This window comes from Demequina sp. B12 (assembly GCF_028823635.1).
GTDB lineage: Bacteria > Actinomycetota > Actinomycetes > Actinomycetales > Demequinaceae > Demequina.
Window position 1 is genome coordinate 837,530 of the sequence record NZ_JAPEHU010000001.1, and the last position, 14,814, is coordinate 852,343.

The following is a 14,814-nucleotide window of genomic DNA, read 5'->3' on the forward strand; positions in this document are numbered from 1 at the left end:
GACGGTTCTGAATGTGGCTAGCGCTTGCCGACCATGGTGGTGACGTCGAGCAGGGCGTCGAGTTGTTCGAGGCTGATCTCCCCGCGTTCCACGAAGCCCAAATCGATGGTGGCTTCGCGCACGGTGAGGCCTTCCTTGACGGAGTGCTTGGCGATCTTGGCGGCGTTTTCGTAGCCGATGACGCGGTTCAGTGGGGTGACGATCGACGGGGATGCTTCGGCGAGGCGGCGTGCGCGTTCCACGTTGGCGGTGATTCCGTCGATGGTGCGTGCGGCGAGGACTTCTGCGGCGTTGCCGAGCAGGCGCATGGATTCCAGGACGCCGAGTGCCATGACGGGGATCTGGACGTTGAGCTCGAAGGATCCTGACGAGCCGGCCCAGGCAACGGTGGCGTCGTTGCCGATGACGCGTGCGCACACCATGAGGGTTGCTTCCGGGACCACGGGGTTGACCTTGCCGGGCATGATCGACGATCCGGGCTGGAGGTCGGGTAGGGCGATTTCACCCAGGCCGGTGTTGGGGCCGGAGCCCATCCAGCGCAGGTCATTGCAGATCTTGGTGAGCGAGACGGCGATCGTCTTCAGCGCGCCGGAGACTTCCACGAGGCCGTCGCGTGCGGACTGTGCTTCGAAGTGGTCGCGTGCTTCCGTGATGGGCAGCCCGGTGTCTTCTGCGAGTAACGCGATGACGCGCTGGGGGAAGCCTTCGGGGGTATTGATGCCTGTGCCGACAGCGGTGCCGCCCAGGGGGACCTCGGCGACGCGGGGCAGGGCGGCTTCGAGGCGTTCGATTCCGTACCGGATTGCTGCGGCGTAGCCGCCGAACTCCTGACCGAGCGTGACGGGGGTGGCGTCCATAAGGTGGGTGCGGCCGGACTTGTAGACCTCGGCGAACTCGGTGGCTTTTGCTTCGAGCGACTGTGCAAGGCGTCCCAGTTGAGGCAGCAGGTCGTTGACGAGTTGCGAGGTCGCGGCGACGTGTACGGAGGTGGGGAACACGTCGTTGGAGGACTGCGAGCAGTTCACGTGGTCGTTGGGGTGGACGTCAGCTCCGAGCGCGTTGGTGGCAAGGGTCGCCAGCACTTCGTTGGTGTTCATGTTGGAGCTGGTGCCGGAGCCGGTTTGGAACACGTCGACCGGGAAGTGGTCGTCGTAGTCGCCGGTGGCGACCTGGTCTGCGGCGGCGACGATGGCATCGGCGATGGCGGGGTCAAGGACGCCGAGTTCGGCGTTCGCGCGTGCGGCGGCCTTCTTGACGCGAGCGAGCGCTTCGATGTGGCGGCGTTCGAGGGTGATGCCGGAGATGGGGAAGTTCTCGACTGCGCGTTGGGTTTGTGCGCGGTAGAGGGCGTGTGCGGGGACACGGACTTCGCCCATGGTGTCGTGTTCGATGTGGTACTCAGGTGCGTCGTTGCTTGCCATAGGTCACATTCTGGCAGGACTTAGTGCCTAGTTTGACCGCTGCTGTGCTGAGGGGGAGGGCCGATGCGTCAGTCGCTGAGTTCCGCTGCCGTGGGCGGGTTGGCGCCGGGGCGGGACACGGTGATGGCGGCGATGCGGGCGCACCTGTCGAGGACGGAGGTGAGGGTGGCGCTGTCGATGGCGCGTAGGGCGTCGCGACGGTTCGCGCCAAGGAGGTTGGCGGCCCAGAGGCCGTCGATGAGTCCGCCCATGAAGGAGTCGCCCGCGCCCACGGTGTCGGCGACGGTGACGGCGGGTGCGGCGATGTCGGTGCGGCCGTGTGCCGTCCAGGCGCTGGCGCCGGAGCCGCCACACGTGACGACCATAAGGGCAGGCCCGAGTGCGAGCCAGCCGTGGGCGATGGAGTCGATGGTTTCGTCTGGGCGCGCGATCCATTCAAGGTCTTCGTCGGAGACTTTGACCACGTCTGCGAGTGCCACGATGCGTTCGATGCTGGCGCGTGCCTGTGCGGGGTTTCCCATGAGGGAGGGGCGCGCGTTCGGGTCGTAGGTGATGGTGGCGGTGGGGCGTAGGCGTGTGAGGACCGCGTGGACCTCGGCGGCGCCGGGCTCGATGACTGCTGCGATGGAGCCGGTGTGGACGACGGTGGGGGAGTCCGGCAGGGTGAGTGCGTCACTCAGCGCCCATTCCAGGGCGAACTCGTAGGTCGCAGCGCCGTCCGTTCCTAGGGTGGCGGTGGCGACGGAGGTGGCGTTCGCATCGGCTGATCCCGGAACCAACGTGACACCCGAGGCGCGAAGGTGCGCCGAAACAAGATCGCCATAGCTGTCTGCGCCGATGTGGGTGAGCAGGTGTGCCTCACGTCCCAAGCGTGCGAGTCCCAGGGCGACGTTGGCGGGGGAGCCGCCGGGATGGGCCGCGACGGTGCCGTCCGTGGCGACGACCTCGTCCACGAGCGCTTCGCCGATGACGAGGGCCCTGGCCGGCTGGGTCATGCGTCGTCCTGGTCGGCAGGGGTGTCGTCAGCCGGGACGATGCCGATCACGCCTGCGTCGGCGTCATCGTCCTCGCCGCGGGCCTCCGTGATGCGGTCGCGGGCGCCGTCGAGAAGGTCTTGGCAGCGGGCGGCGAGGGCCTCGCCTCGTTCCCAGAGGCCTACTGACTCGTCGAGGGTTGCGGTCCCGGCTTCAAGCTTGGCGACGATCGCCACGAGTTCGTCGCGGGCCTCCTCGTAGGAGAGGTCCTCAATATTTTGTTGCTGCTGTGGCATATGTCTCAACTTTCGGCGTCATAGTTGGGGCTTTCAACCTTCTCATGAGACGCTTACGTTCCCTGGATTCACGACGGAGTGAACATGTTTAGCGAAAACTACTCGCGCCAAACCGCATTGGCCAGTCTGAAGGACATGGATGAAAACCTGTCCGACCACGACTTGGCGAACTTTGCCAAAGCGGATGAGGCCATGATCCGCGCTGCTGCTGCAGCGCACCCCAAGACACCTCTCACCACGCTGCTGAAGTTGGTACGTGACGAGTCCGCGACGGTGCGGTCTGGTCTTGCCAAGAACCCGCGGCCAGACATGCCTGAGGACATCTACCTCGACTTGTCGAACGACCGCACCCCCGAGGTGATTTACGCCCTGATCGCGAACCCGGCAGTTCCGGACGCCATCATCGGCAAGCTTGCACGCCAGTACCACAAGGAGTTCTCCGGTGCTGCGCGCGAACGCCTGTCGAAGAAGGGCGGCGCTTCCAAGCTGCTGGGAAAGCTGGGCATCGCGTAGAGACCAGTGGTACGGCCGGGTGCTACAACGGCGTGGCGCGCGGTCGCACTTACTCCTTGTCAGCGGAGTACACCTCGGTGACTTCCGTGTCCACCTGCCCGCGACCCAAGCGCAGGTGCACCGTAGCGCCACGGGTCAGGACCGATGCGTCGGTCAGCACCGCGCCTTCACTATCGCGGGCGATCGCGTAGCCCCTGTCCAGGGTTCCTTGGGGGCTGAGCGCACGCAGGCTTGCCGCGAGTTCACGGGTGGCCGCGTGGGCGTGGGTCACGATGCCCCGGAGCGCGGCGCCCGATGCCGCACGTAGCCGTGCAAGATGGTCGGTGTACGGGTCAAGCATTCGGTGTGGGTGCAACAGCACCGGGCGTGACAGGAACTGTGTGAGTCCGTCGCGCTCGCGGTTGACGCGGGCTTGCACGGCGGTGCGCGCGTCGGCCTGAAGTTCCGCTATCCATGCACGCTCAGCATCGGCGTCCGGGACGATGCGTTTGCCGGCGTCCGTAGGGGTGCTCGCACGGTAGTCCGCTACGAGGTCAAGGAGTGGACTGTCTTTCTCGTGGCCGATGGCGCTGACGAGCGGAGTCTCACAGGCGGCAGCAACGCGGACCAGAGCCTCGTCACTGAACGGCAGCAAATCCTCGAAGGAACCGCCGCCACGCGCCACGACGATCACGTCAACGTCGGGGTGCGCATCGAGTTCGCGGATGGCGGCTGTGGTCTCGGGAACGCAGCGCGCACCTTGCACGGTGACCCGGCGTATCTCGAAACGCACCGCAGGCCACCGGCGCTGTGCGTTCTCGATGACGTCATGCTCGGCGTCGCCTTGGTTGGCGCACACCAGGCCCACTGTCCGCGGAACAAGCGGAAGCTCTTGCTTGCGGGACACATCAAAGAGCCCTTCGGCGGCCAAGGCTTCCTTGAGCCGTTCGATTCTGGCCAGAAGGTCACCGAGCCCCACGGCACGCACCGTGTCGCCCGCGAACTGCAGGTCGCCGTTCTTCATCCACCAGCTGGCCTTCGCATGAACCACCACACGCGCGCCGTCCTCGAAAGGAACGCCCAGCGCATCGACCTCTGATGCGGGCAAGGTGACCTTGAGAGACATGTTCTCGTCGGTGTCGCGCAAGGTGAGGAACACCATGTGCTTCCAGCGCTTGGCGTTGAGTACCTGTCCCTCAACCCACACATCGGGCATACGCGCAATGAAGTCGCGAATCTTGGGGCTGAGATGCCGCACCGGCCAGGGCCGGTCCGCGCTGGTGTCCCCGGCTGTTGCTGGCACGCTCACGCTCGCGTGAGGGGTGGGGGAGGCGGGGTCGTTCACGGGCTCTAGCCTGCCACGTAGGATGGTTCGCATGCCCGACACCTCCTCTAAGCGCGTCCTGCTCGCTGCCCCCCGCGGCTACTGCGCCGGCGTTGACCGTGCCGTGATCGCCGTCGAGAAGGCGCTCGAACTCCACGGCGCACCTATTTATGTGCGCAAGGAAATCGTGCACAACAAGTACGTGGTCGAGACCTTGTCTGAACGCGGAGCGATCTTCGTCAACGAAACCGATGAGGTGCCTGAGGGTGCCCGCGTGGTGTTCTCTGCGCACGGGGTCTCGCCGGCAGTGCGTGAGAGCGCCGATGCCCGCAACCTCCTGAGCATTGACGCCACCTGTCCTTTGGTGACGAAGGTGCACAAAGAAGCAGTGCGGTTCGCGAAGGCGGAGCAGACGATTCTGTTGATCGGTCACGAAGGCCACGAGGAAGTTGAGGGAACGGCGGGCGAAGCTCCCGAACACACGATCGTGGTGAACTCGCCTGAAGAGGCGGACCATGTTGAGGTGCCGGACCCGGACAACGTGGTGTGGTTGTCACAGACCACGCTGTCTGTCGACGAGACGATGGAGACGGTGGCGCGTTTGCGTGCTCGCTTCCCGAACCTTCAGAACCCACCCAGCGACGACATTTGCTACGCGACTCAGAACCGTCAGGTGGCTGTGAAGAAGCTTGCCCCCGAGTGTGAACTCGTGATTGTGGTGGGTTCCGCGAACTCGTCCAACTCGGTGCGTCTAGTCGAGGTTGCGCTTCAGGCGGGTGCTGACACCTCCTACCGCATTGACCGTGCTTCTGAACTCGACGAGTCGTGGCTGGACGGCGTCACGACGGTGGGTGTGACGTCGGGCGCATCGGTTCCGGAGATTCTGGTGCGCGACCTGCTGGAGAAGCTCGACTCGATGGGCTACTCGACTGTCCAGGAAGTCCAGACGGCGACCGAGGACTTGATGTTCTCGCTGCCGCGGGAGATCCGTGCGGACCTCAAGGCTGCCGAAAAGGCGATGAAGGCCTAACTGCCCTCCACCGTCCCTTCAACCTCCCTCAGATGGCTCCATTTGGTTGTTTTGGTGAGCTAAAACAACCAAATGGAGCCATTTGAGTGTGGGGTGGGGGTTAGGAAGGGTTGTCTTCCAGGAGTAGTTCTGGTGCGGCCAACGCGCGAACGTCCGTGGTGGCTTGTGCCGGTGCGGGGAGTTCCGTCTCGATCTGTTGCATGTCGCCGAACTTGCGCGCCGTGACCAGCACGCGTGACTCCAGCGACGCCACCGTCTTGTTGTAGGCCTTGCTCGCGTTGTCGAGCGCGCGTCCCACCGAGGCCAGGTGTTCGCCCATGACACCAAGGCGCTCGTGCAGGAGCTTGCCGGCGGCGAGCACCTCTTGTGCGTTCTTGGCGAGTGCATCCTCTTTCCACGCATGGGCCACGGTACGCAGCATCGCCACCAACGTGGTGGGGCTCGCGATGAACACGCGGCGGCTGTACGCATACTCCTGAAGCTGGGGATCCTGCTCGAGCGCTGCCTGATAGAAGGCCTCCGAGGGCACGAACATCACCACAAACTCGGGTGCCGACTCGAACTGATCCCAGTAGCGCTTGCCTGCAAGATCGTCCACGTGTTTCTTGACGTGGCGCGCGTGGGCGGCGAGGCGTTCCGCCCTGACCTGTTCGTCGTCCGTCTCGAAGGCCTCAAGCAGGGCCGACAGCGCCACCTTGGAGTCGACCACGATGGTGCGACCGCCGGCGAGCTTGACCGTCATGTCCGGCCGCAGCAGGGCGCCGTCCGCGGTTCGCACCACTTCCTGCTCGAGGAAGTCCACGTGGGGGAGCATCCCCGCAAGTTCCACGACGCGACGGAGTTGGACCTCGCCCCAGTTTCCGCGGACATCGGACCTGCGCAACATATTGACGAAGTCGCTGGTGCGTTGATCCAACTTGTGGGAAGCCTCGAGCATTGCGCGGACCTGTTCAGACAACTGTGCCTGCGTCGACGCTCTGGCTTTGTCGGCATCGGCGGTCTGTCGTTGTACCTCCGCCAGGGACTTGGTGAGCGGTTCCACCATCTGCCGAACGGCGGCTTCACGCTTGGCGAGTTCGGCCTCGTTCAGCTCACGTTCCCGACTCAGTCGTTCGTGCGCTACTTCGAGCAGTGACTCCTGGGAGGCGCGCAGGGTCTTGGCCGACAACGCCTCAAACTCGCGGCGCATGGTGTCGTGATCGGAGCGCACCTGATCGACGTATCGCTCGTGCTGCGCGATGAGGTGCTGCTCGCGCTGCTCGAACGCGCGCTCTTGCTGGACCTGATGCTGTCCCAGCATCTCGATGCGCTGACGCGCGGCCAGCAACTCTGCATGAGTTCCCGCGGACCGTCGCTGAGCAAGCAAGTAGCCCACGACCAAACCCACGAGTATGCCAACGATCACGAGTGCTAGTTCGACCATGGCGACACCTTGCCATGTGGCTGTGACATAGGTCCGGGGTAGAGCGGCCTTGAGTGGGCATCTGGCGTGAAAAATGTCACAGCATGGAACAAAAGGTCTCAGTTATGTCACAGTTCAGGAACAATCCGCCTCAATCGTCCTTCTCGAAACACCTGAGACACAAAGCGATCTTTACTCTGTTTCGCACGAGCGGGGAAACTCCCCGCTTGCCCTTCGCGCTCGACGGTGCCGTCCCCACCCCGGAAGCACCGCCGGGCGCGTGATGCGAGAGGAAACAGTATGAAGATCGGCACGATGAGCAAGGGAGTGGCGCTGTTCGCGGCCGCAACCATCGCTCTGGCAGCGTGCACGTCGGATGCTGGCACCGAGGACGAGAACTCGACCAGCCCCACGGCAGATGCAACCGCGACCGCTAGCGGCACCAAGGACGACACAGTTTTCGTGTCGGTCGGTGAGGACGAGTGGGACGGTTACAACGACCTGACCCCCGCGACTTACTCGACGTACAACTCGGTGATCAACGAGCGTGTGCGCCAGACCTTCGTCTACTTTGACGAGAACTCCGCCATCCAGATCAACGAGGAGTTCGGTAACGTCGAACTCATCTCGGAAGACCCGATGGTCGTCGAGTACACCATCAACGAGGACGCAGTCTGGTCCGACGGCGAGCCCATCAAGTACGAAGACGTGCTGCTGACCTGGGCTGCGCAGAAGTTCACGGACGGTGAAGACGCAGACGGCAACCCCGTCGCGCTGTTCGACCACGTTGGCGGTCTTGACTACGGCGAGCGCGTGCTTGAAGGCCCTCAGGGTGAAGCAGGCGGCAAGTCGTTCACCGTCGAGTACGAGAACCCGTTCCCTGACTACATGCTGACCACCGTGGTCGACTTCCCTGCACACATCGCTGCGGAGCAGGCCGGCGTTTCGCTGGAAGACCTCGTCACCGCGATCCAGGGTGGCGACGTCGAGGCACTGCGCCCCGTCGCTGAGTTCTGGAACACCGGTTGGTTGTCGCCCTCCGCTGGCGAACTGCCCGACCCCGCCATCGCGCTGTCGTCCGGTCCTTACACCTACGGCTCGTGGGAAGCCGGTCAGTCGCTGACCCTCGTTCCCAACGAGAACTACTGGGGCACCCCGCCGGCAACCGCGAACCTCGTGTTCCGTTTCGCCTCGGCTGACACCCACGTGCAGGCACTGCAGAACGGTGACCTCAACGTCATCGAGCCTCAGGCCACCATCGACACCCTCGACCAGCTCGCCGCTATTGGTGACGCTGTGACCGTGGGCACGTTCGACACCCTCATCTGGGAGCACCTCGACTTCAACTTCGGTGAAGGCGGCTCGCTCGCAGACAGCCTTGAGCTCCGTGAAGCATTCGCTCTGTGCGTGCCTCGCCAGCTCATCGTTGACAACCTGATCGCCCCGGTCAACCCCGAGGCACAGATCATGAACGCCCGTGAGGTCTTCCCCTTCGAGGCTGACTACGACACCATCGTGTCCGCTGCGTACGACGGCCGTTACGACACCGTTGACATCGAGGCTGCAGCTGCCAAGATCGAAGAGGCTGGCGTTGACACGCCCGTCCAGGTCCGCATCGGCTACAACACCCCGAACCCCCGTCGTACCGACGTCGCCGCCCTCATCAAGGACTCGTGCGACCAGGCCGGCTTCGAAATCGTCGACAGCGGTTCCTCGGAGTTCTTCTCCGCTGACCTGCCCTCGGGTAACTTCGACGTCGCCATGTACGCGTGGTCCGGTTCCGGCCAGATCGCTTCCGGCCAGAACATCTACGCATCGGACGGCGCTCAGAACTACACCGCCTACGCCAACGACACCGTTGACGCAGCTTGGGACACGCTGACTGCAACCCTCGACACCGAGGCTCAGCAGGAGCAGACCATCATCATCGAGAAGGAACTGTGGGACTCGCTGTTCGGTATCCCGCTGTTCGCACACCCGGGTGTTGCCGCTTGGGACTCCACGATCCAGAACGTGGCACCGACCGCTTCGCAGTCGGCCATCGTGTGGAACGCTGAGAAGTGGGTCCGCTAGGATAGCCCACCTAGTACAGCACTCTCCGGTGGGGTGGGGCTTCGCGGCCCCGCCCCACCGGTCACGTGTGTGGCGGCAGTGACGATGCGTTGTAGGGGCGCGGCGTGAGAAACTGTCACCTCACTGTCCAAGAGGAAGTCTCTTTATGACGCGTTACATCCTCAGGCGGCTGGCGATCTCCTTCGGGGTTCTTTTCGTCGGTTCTTTCCTGATGTACGTCCTGACGATCAACTCGGGCGACCCGCTCGAAGATCTTCGTGAATCGACGGCGAATAACCGCGACACACTCATCGCGGCTCGCATCGACAACATGGGGCTCGATTTGCCCTGGTACCAGAGGTACTGGCAGTGGCTCACCGGCGTTGGTGGCTGCTTTGTCGGTCGTTGTGATCTCGGTACCGACCGTTCTGGCAGCGATGTGCTGTCGCTTCTCCAGCAGTCTGCGAGCGCCACGCTCCGCCTGGTGACTATTGCGACCATCGCCGCCATCATCATCGGAATCATCGTCGGTATTCTCACCGCGATCCGTCAGTACTCCGGCTTCGACTATGTCGTGACGTTCCTGACGTTCCTGTTCTTCTCGCTCCCAGTGTTCTGGGCAGCGGTGCTCCTCAAGGAGTACGGCGCTATCCGCTACAACGACTGGATAGCCGATCCACATGTCTCTGTGCTTCAAGCGGTGCTGATAGGTATAGCCCTCGGCTTCGTCCTGCAAGGTGTGATGGGTGGCCGTATGAAGCGCCGCCTTCTCACCGGTGGCGTGACCGCAGTGTTCACGATCTCCGCCCTCCTGTACTTCACCTCAGTTGGCTGGTGGCGTAGCCCCGCACTGGGTCCGGTCCTCGTGATCCTGGTTGCCCTGGCTTTCGCGGTCGGTATCACGGCGCTCGTCGCGGGATTGGGCAACAAGCGCGTCCTGTACTCGACGCTCACCACCGTTGGCATCGGTTCGGTGCTGTACTTCGTTCTTGGCGGAGCGCTTGACGAGCCCAACTGGTGGCTCCTCCTGGGGCTGTTCGCTTCCGCGATCGTCGTAGGCCTCGTGGTGGGGTACTTCATGGGTGGCTACTCACGCGGACAGGCCATGGGATTGTCCGCTGTGACCGCCGCATTCATGGCGTTCCTGACATTCGCGGACCGTCTGGTTTACGCCTGGGGCAGCTTCCTGCAGCTGAAGCCGCGCCCCATCTCCACCATCGGTGCCTCCACACCCAACTTCCCGGGGGACTTCTGGGAGACCACCCTGGACTGGGGCGCACAGTTGCTACTCCCCAGCATCCTGTTGACGCTGATCTCCGTGGCGACGTACTCGCGTTACACGCGTTCGTCGATGTTGGAGACCATGAACCAGGACTACGTGCGTACTGCACGTTCCAAGGGTCTGTCGGAGCGCACTGTGATTACGAAGCACGCGTTCCGCAACGCCATGATCCCCATCACCACCATCGTTGCGCTCGACTTCGCAGCGCTGATCGGTGGTGCGGTTATCACGGAGAACGTGTTCGGCTGGAAGGGCATGGGCGCCATGTTCAAGACCGGACTGACGCAGGTGGACCCCAACCCGGTGATGGCGTTCTTCCTCGTGACCGGAACCGCAGCGGTGATCATGAACTTGGTTGCTGACCTCGCATACGCGTCCCTCGACCCGCGGATCAGGAGGTAATGACATGTTTTTCGCCATTACTACTGATGCGCACGAACGGAGTGGCTCATGAGTGACGAACGTCGCGACGCCGCCATGCAGGGCTCACCGGAGCCACTGCCGCACGCCGGCACCGAGATCGACGACCCTAAGTTCGCCGACAAGTCCTACAGTCAAGGACAGCTCGTCCGCCGCCGCTTCTTCCGGCACAAGGGTGCACTCGCAGGCCTCGCAGTCCTGCTGTTCATCACGCTGCTGGCTTTCACGTCGATCGGCATCGGGAGCATCCCGGGCTGGTGGGACAAGGACTTCACCACCACCGGTTCGATCGTCAACGGTGGCAAGCCCACGCTGGGTTGGTTCCACCTGGGCGAGCACCCCTTTGGGCAGGACACCACGGGACGTGACTACTTTGCGCTGGTGATGCGCGGCACGCAGATCTCGCTCGTCATCGCGTTCGTGGTTGGCATCGTCTCCACCATCATCGGCACCATCGTTGGCGCCATCGCGGGATACTTCCGCGGTTGGGCCGAAAGCCTGCTGATGCGTGTGACGGACCTGTTCATCATCATCCCGCTGCTCGTGTTTGCCGCCGTGCTGGGACGTATCGCTGGACAGTCGGGCATCTTCGCCCTTGCGCTCGTGCTTGCGGGTGTGACGTGGACTGGCCTGGCGCGCCTCGTGCGCGGTGAGGTGCTGTCGCTGCGTGAACGTGAGTTCGTCTCGGCCGCGCAGGCCATTGGTACGGGTCACTGGCGGATCATCTTCCGCCACATCCTTCCCAACACCATCGGCGTGATCATTGTGGCGACCACGTTCGCCATCGCATCGGCCATCCTGCTGGAGACCTCGCTGAGCTACCTGGGCTTTGGTGTGCAGCCGCCGGACATTTCGCTCGGTTCGCTGATTGACCAGTACCAGACGGCGTTTACGTCACGTCCGTGGCTGTTCTGGTTCCCAGGTCTGTTCATTCTTGCGATCGCGCTCAGCGTGAACTTCATTGGTGACGGTCTGCGCGATGCGTTTGACCCCCGCCAGGGTAAGGACGGTTGATCATGACGACGACTGACAACACCACGGAACAGCCCATCGAGGGTGCTCCGGTTCTGTCCTTCACCGATCTCGATGTGAAGTTCAACACCGAGTTCGGCAAGGTCCACGCGGTGAAGGGCATCTCACTTGAGGTCGCCCCTGGTGAGGTTTTGGCGCTAGTCGGTGAGTCGGGTTCGGGTAAGTCCGTGACTTCGACTTCCGCGTTGGGATTGCTGCCTCGCAATGCGACGGTGAACGGCAAGATCAACGTGGCTGGCAAGAGCGTCGACACGATGTCTGGCAAGGACCTGCGCAAGATGCGTGGTGACGACGTCGCAATGGTGTTCCAGGAGCCGATGACCGCCCTGAACCCCGTGCTGACGATCCGTACGCAGATGGTGGAAGCTCTTGAACTCCACGGCAAGGCGTACGGAAAGGAAGCCGACGCGAAGGCCATCGAGCTGCTCGCCATGGTGGGCATCCCTGACCCGGAGCGTCGTCTCTACCAGTACCCGCACGAGTTTTCGGGTGGTCAGCGCCAGCGCATCGTGATTGCGATGGCGCTGTCGTGTGACCCGACCGTCATCATCGCGGACGAGCCCACGACCGCTCTTGACGTGACGGTGCAGGCCGAGATTCTGGACCTGCTGCGCTCGCTCAAGGATGAACTGAACACCGGCATCCTGCTCATCACGCACTCCATGGGTGTGGTGGCGGATATGGCTGACCGCGTGGCCGTGATGTACAAGGGTGACCTTGTGGAGTCTGGCACCGTGCACGAGGTGCTGACGGCTCCCCGCCACGACTACACCAAGCGGCTGCTCGACGCGGTTCCGCGTTTGGGCTCACGCGGCGAAACTCCGCCCGTGGTCCAGACCGAAGGCCCCAAGGCGCTTGAGGTGACCGACTTGGTGGTGGAGTTCCACCGTCAGGGCCGGACGCCGTTCCGTGCCGTTGATGGAGTGTCGCTGAGTGTGTCCCGCGGTGAAATCGTGGGCCTGGTGGGCGAGTCCGGTTCCGGAAAGTCCACGATCGCTCGTACGGCGTTGGGTCTGATCCCTGCCGCATCGGGTGAGGTCGCGATTCTGGGTGATGACATCACCAAGATGAAGCGGGCCCCCCTCAAGGCGCTCCGTAAGCGCATTGGTGTGGTGTTCCAGGATCCCGCCAGCTCGCTGAACCCGCGCCTTCCGGTGGGTGACTGCATCGCTGAGCCCATGGACGTCCACAAGGTGGGTGACAAAGCTTCGCGCCGTCAGAAGGTTGCGGAACTGTTGGACGCGGTGGAGTTGCCGCGTTCGGTTGCGAACCGCTACCCCCACGAACTGTCCGGTGGTCAGCGCCAGCGTGTGTCGATTGCACGTGCTTTGACGCTGGACCCGGAGCTGTTGGTGGCTGACGAGCCGACGTCCGCGCTGGATGTGTCGGTGCAGGCCTCGGTGCTGGAGATGTTCACCGCCTTGCAGGAGGAGTACAACTTCGGTTGCCTCTTTGTGAGTCACGACTTGGCAGTGATCGACATGCTTGCCGACCGCGTGGTGGTCCTGAAGGACGGCCGTGTGGTGGAGCAGGGCGATCGCCAGCAGGTGCTGCAGAGCCCGCAGGAGGAGTACACCAAGCGTCTGCTGATGGCAGCGCCGGTGCCTCACCCTGACGAGCAGCGTGAGCGTCGTGAAGAGCGTCACCGCTTCCTGGAAGAGGTAGGCGAGAAGGAGCACGGTCTCCACCTCGACGCCGACAAGTAGCGTCTCAACGTTTCCACGGGCCGATGCGCGATTCAGTTCGCGCGTCGGCCCGTGTGCGTTGTGGGGGACATTGGGGTGTGGTGAGTAGGGGAGAGGCGCCGCCGCCACGCACACTGCACACACGCATCGTCCATACGAACTAGACTTGTGGCCCGTGGCACTCACTATCGGAATCGTCGGCCTGCCCAACGTTGGCAAGTCCACCCTGTTCAATGCTCTGACTCGCGCAGAGGTTCTCGCTGCGAACTACCCGTTCGCGACGATTGAGCCCAATGTTGGCGTGGTCCCGCTGCCTGATCCGCGGCTGGGCGAGCTTGCCAAGATTTTCTCTTCGGAGAAGGAACTTCCCGCGACCGTGTCGTTCGTGGACATCGCGGGCATTGTGAAGGGCGCCTCCGAGGGTGAGGGCCTGGGCAACGCGTTCCTGGCGAACATTCGTGAGGCCGATGCGATTTGCCAAGTGACCCGTGCGTTTGCGGACTCGGATGTGACGCGTGTGGACGGCTCCACCGACGAGGCCGGCGACCTGGAGACGATCTCCACTGAGTTGATTCTTGCGGACCTGCAGACCATCGACAAGGTGCTGCCGCGTCTGGAGAAGGAAGTCAAGATCAAGCGCGGCTCGCCCGAGCAGTTGGCTGCCGTGACCGCAGCCAAGGAAGTCTTGGAAGCCGGGCAGACACTCTTTGCCGGCGCTGCCGCCGCTGGCATCGACACCGCAGAGCTGCGTGAGTTCAACCTCCTCACTACCAAGCCGTTCATCTACGTCTTCAACACGGACGACGCCGGCCTCATGGACGAGGACAAGAAGGCCGAACTGGCCGCGCTAGTGGCGCCCGCCAAGGCGATCTTCCTGGACGCAAAGTTTGAGTCCGAGCTCATCGAGTTGGACGAAGCCGAAGCACGCGAAATGCTCGAGTCCACCGGTCAGACAGAGTCCGGCCTGGACCAGCTCGCGCACGTGGGCTTCGACACCCTCGGCTTGCAGACGTACCTCACCGCTGGCCCCAAGGAAGCGCGTGCCTGGACCATCCGCAAGGGCTGGACTGCACCGCAGGCCGCCGGGGTGATCCACACGGACTTTGAGAAGGGCTTCATCAAGGCAGAAGTCGTGTCCTTTGCTGACCTGATGGAGTACGGCTCCATGGCCGATGCCAAGGCAGCGGGCAAGGTCCGCATGGAAGGCAAGGACTACGTCATGGTTGATGGCGACGTGGTGGAGTTCCGCTTTAACGTGTGATCAGTTCTGCGGATCGTTGATCTGAGCATCGCCCCGGTGGCCTCGTGACGAGGGGACCGGGGCTGTGTCGTATTGGGAAGGTCCTCTCCCTGGAAGAGCGCTACGCACGTTGCTATCATGATTGATAGCAGAGGAGGTGGTCG

General features: G+C 63.3%; 12 protein-coding genes. 7 read left to right on the forward strand and 5 right to left on the reverse strand.

Translation table 11 applies throughout. The features are described from left to right. Positions 1-17 precede the first annotated feature (17 nt). The 3 genes from ON058_RS04090 to ON058_RS04100 form a co-directional block, all read right to left on the reverse strand. Entirely contained in the window at positions 18-1,421 is a 1,404-nt protein-coding gene (locus ON058_RS04090) for an aspartate ammonia-lyase (RefSeq protein WP_274667738.1), read from the reverse strand. Positions 1,422-1,489: 68 nt separating this feature from the next. Next, positions 1,490-2,416, reverse strand: a complete 927-nt coding sequence (locus ON058_RS04095) for a carbohydrate kinase (RefSeq protein WP_274667739.1) — start codon at positions 2,414-2,416, stop codon at positions 1,490-1,492. Then, on the reverse strand, positions 2,413-2,691 hold the full coding sequence (locus ON058_RS04100) for an exodeoxyribonuclease VII small subunit (protein ID WP_274667740.1): 279 nt from the start codon (positions 2,689-2,691) through the stop codon (positions 2,413-2,415). The genes ON058_RS04095 and ON058_RS04100 overlap by 4 nt, the downstream gene beginning before the upstream one ends. Before the next feature lie 84 nt (positions 2,692-2,775). On the opposite strand from ON058_RS04100, the gene ON058_RS04105 reads away from it, so the two are divergent. Further along, entirely contained in the window at positions 2,776-3,204 is a 429-nt protein-coding gene (locus tag ON058_RS04105; protein ID WP_274667741.1) for a hypothetical protein, read from the forward strand. Positions 3,205-3,253: 49 nt separating this feature from the next. On the opposite strand, the gene xseA is transcribed toward ON058_RS04105, so the two are convergent. Then, complete coding sequence (gene xseA, locus ON058_RS04110) at positions 3,254-4,561, reverse strand: exodeoxyribonuclease VII large subunit (RefSeq protein WP_274667742.1); 1,308 nt, start codon at positions 4,559-4,561, stop codon at positions 3,254-3,256. On the opposite strand from xseA, the gene ON058_RS04115 reads away from it, so the two are divergent. Next, positions 4,560-5,537: a 4-hydroxy-3-methylbut-2-enyl diphosphate reductase gene (locus ON058_RS04115; RefSeq protein ID WP_274667743.1), complete on the forward strand. Its 978-nt coding sequence runs from the start codon at positions 4,560-4,562 to the stop codon at positions 5,535-5,537. The two genes, xseA and ON058_RS04115, sit on opposite strands and share 2 nt — an antisense overlap. 100 nt (positions 5,538-5,637) lie before the next feature. Here ON058_RS04115 and rmuC read toward each other — a convergent pair whose 3' ends face one another. Continuing rightward, complete coding sequence (gene rmuC, locus ON058_RS04120) at positions 5,638-6,960, reverse strand: DNA recombination protein RmuC (protein ID WP_274667744.1); 1,323 nt, start codon at positions 6,958-6,960, stop codon at positions 5,638-5,640. Positions 6,961-7,239: 279 nt separating this feature from the next. On the opposite strand from rmuC, the gene ON058_RS04125 reads away from it, so the two are divergent. From ON058_RS04125 to ychF, 5 genes are all read left to right on the forward strand, one after another. Continuing rightward, on the forward strand, positions 7,240-9,012 hold the full coding sequence (locus tag ON058_RS04125; RefSeq protein ID WP_274667745.1) for an ABC transporter substrate-binding protein: 1,773 nt from the start codon (positions 7,240-7,242) through the stop codon (positions 9,010-9,012). A 145-nt stretch (positions 9,013-9,157) separates the two neighbouring features. Further along, positions 9,158-10,675, forward strand: a complete 1,518-nt coding sequence (locus tag ON058_RS04130) for an ABC transporter permease subunit (RefSeq protein WP_274667746.1) — start codon at positions 9,158-9,160, stop codon at positions 10,673-10,675. Between the two features lie 75 nt (positions 10,676-10,750). Next, a complete protein-coding gene (locus ON058_RS04135; protein WP_274667838.1) occupies positions 10,751-11,707 on the forward strand; it encodes an ABC transporter permease in 957 nt (318 codons plus the stop codon). Between the two features lie 2 nt (positions 11,708-11,709). After that, positions 11,710-13,431, forward strand: coding sequence for an ABC transporter ATP-binding protein (locus ON058_RS04140; protein ID WP_274667747.1), 1,722 nt, complete (start codon positions 11,710-11,712; stop codon positions 13,429-13,431). Positions 13,432-13,585: 154 nt separating this feature from the next. Then, positions 13,586-14,671, forward strand: coding sequence for a redox-regulated ATPase YchF (gene ychF / locus ON058_RS04145; RefSeq protein WP_274667748.1), 1,086 nt, complete (start codon positions 13,586-13,588; stop codon positions 14,669-14,671). The last annotated feature ends 143 nt before the right edge of the window (positions 14,672-14,814 follow it).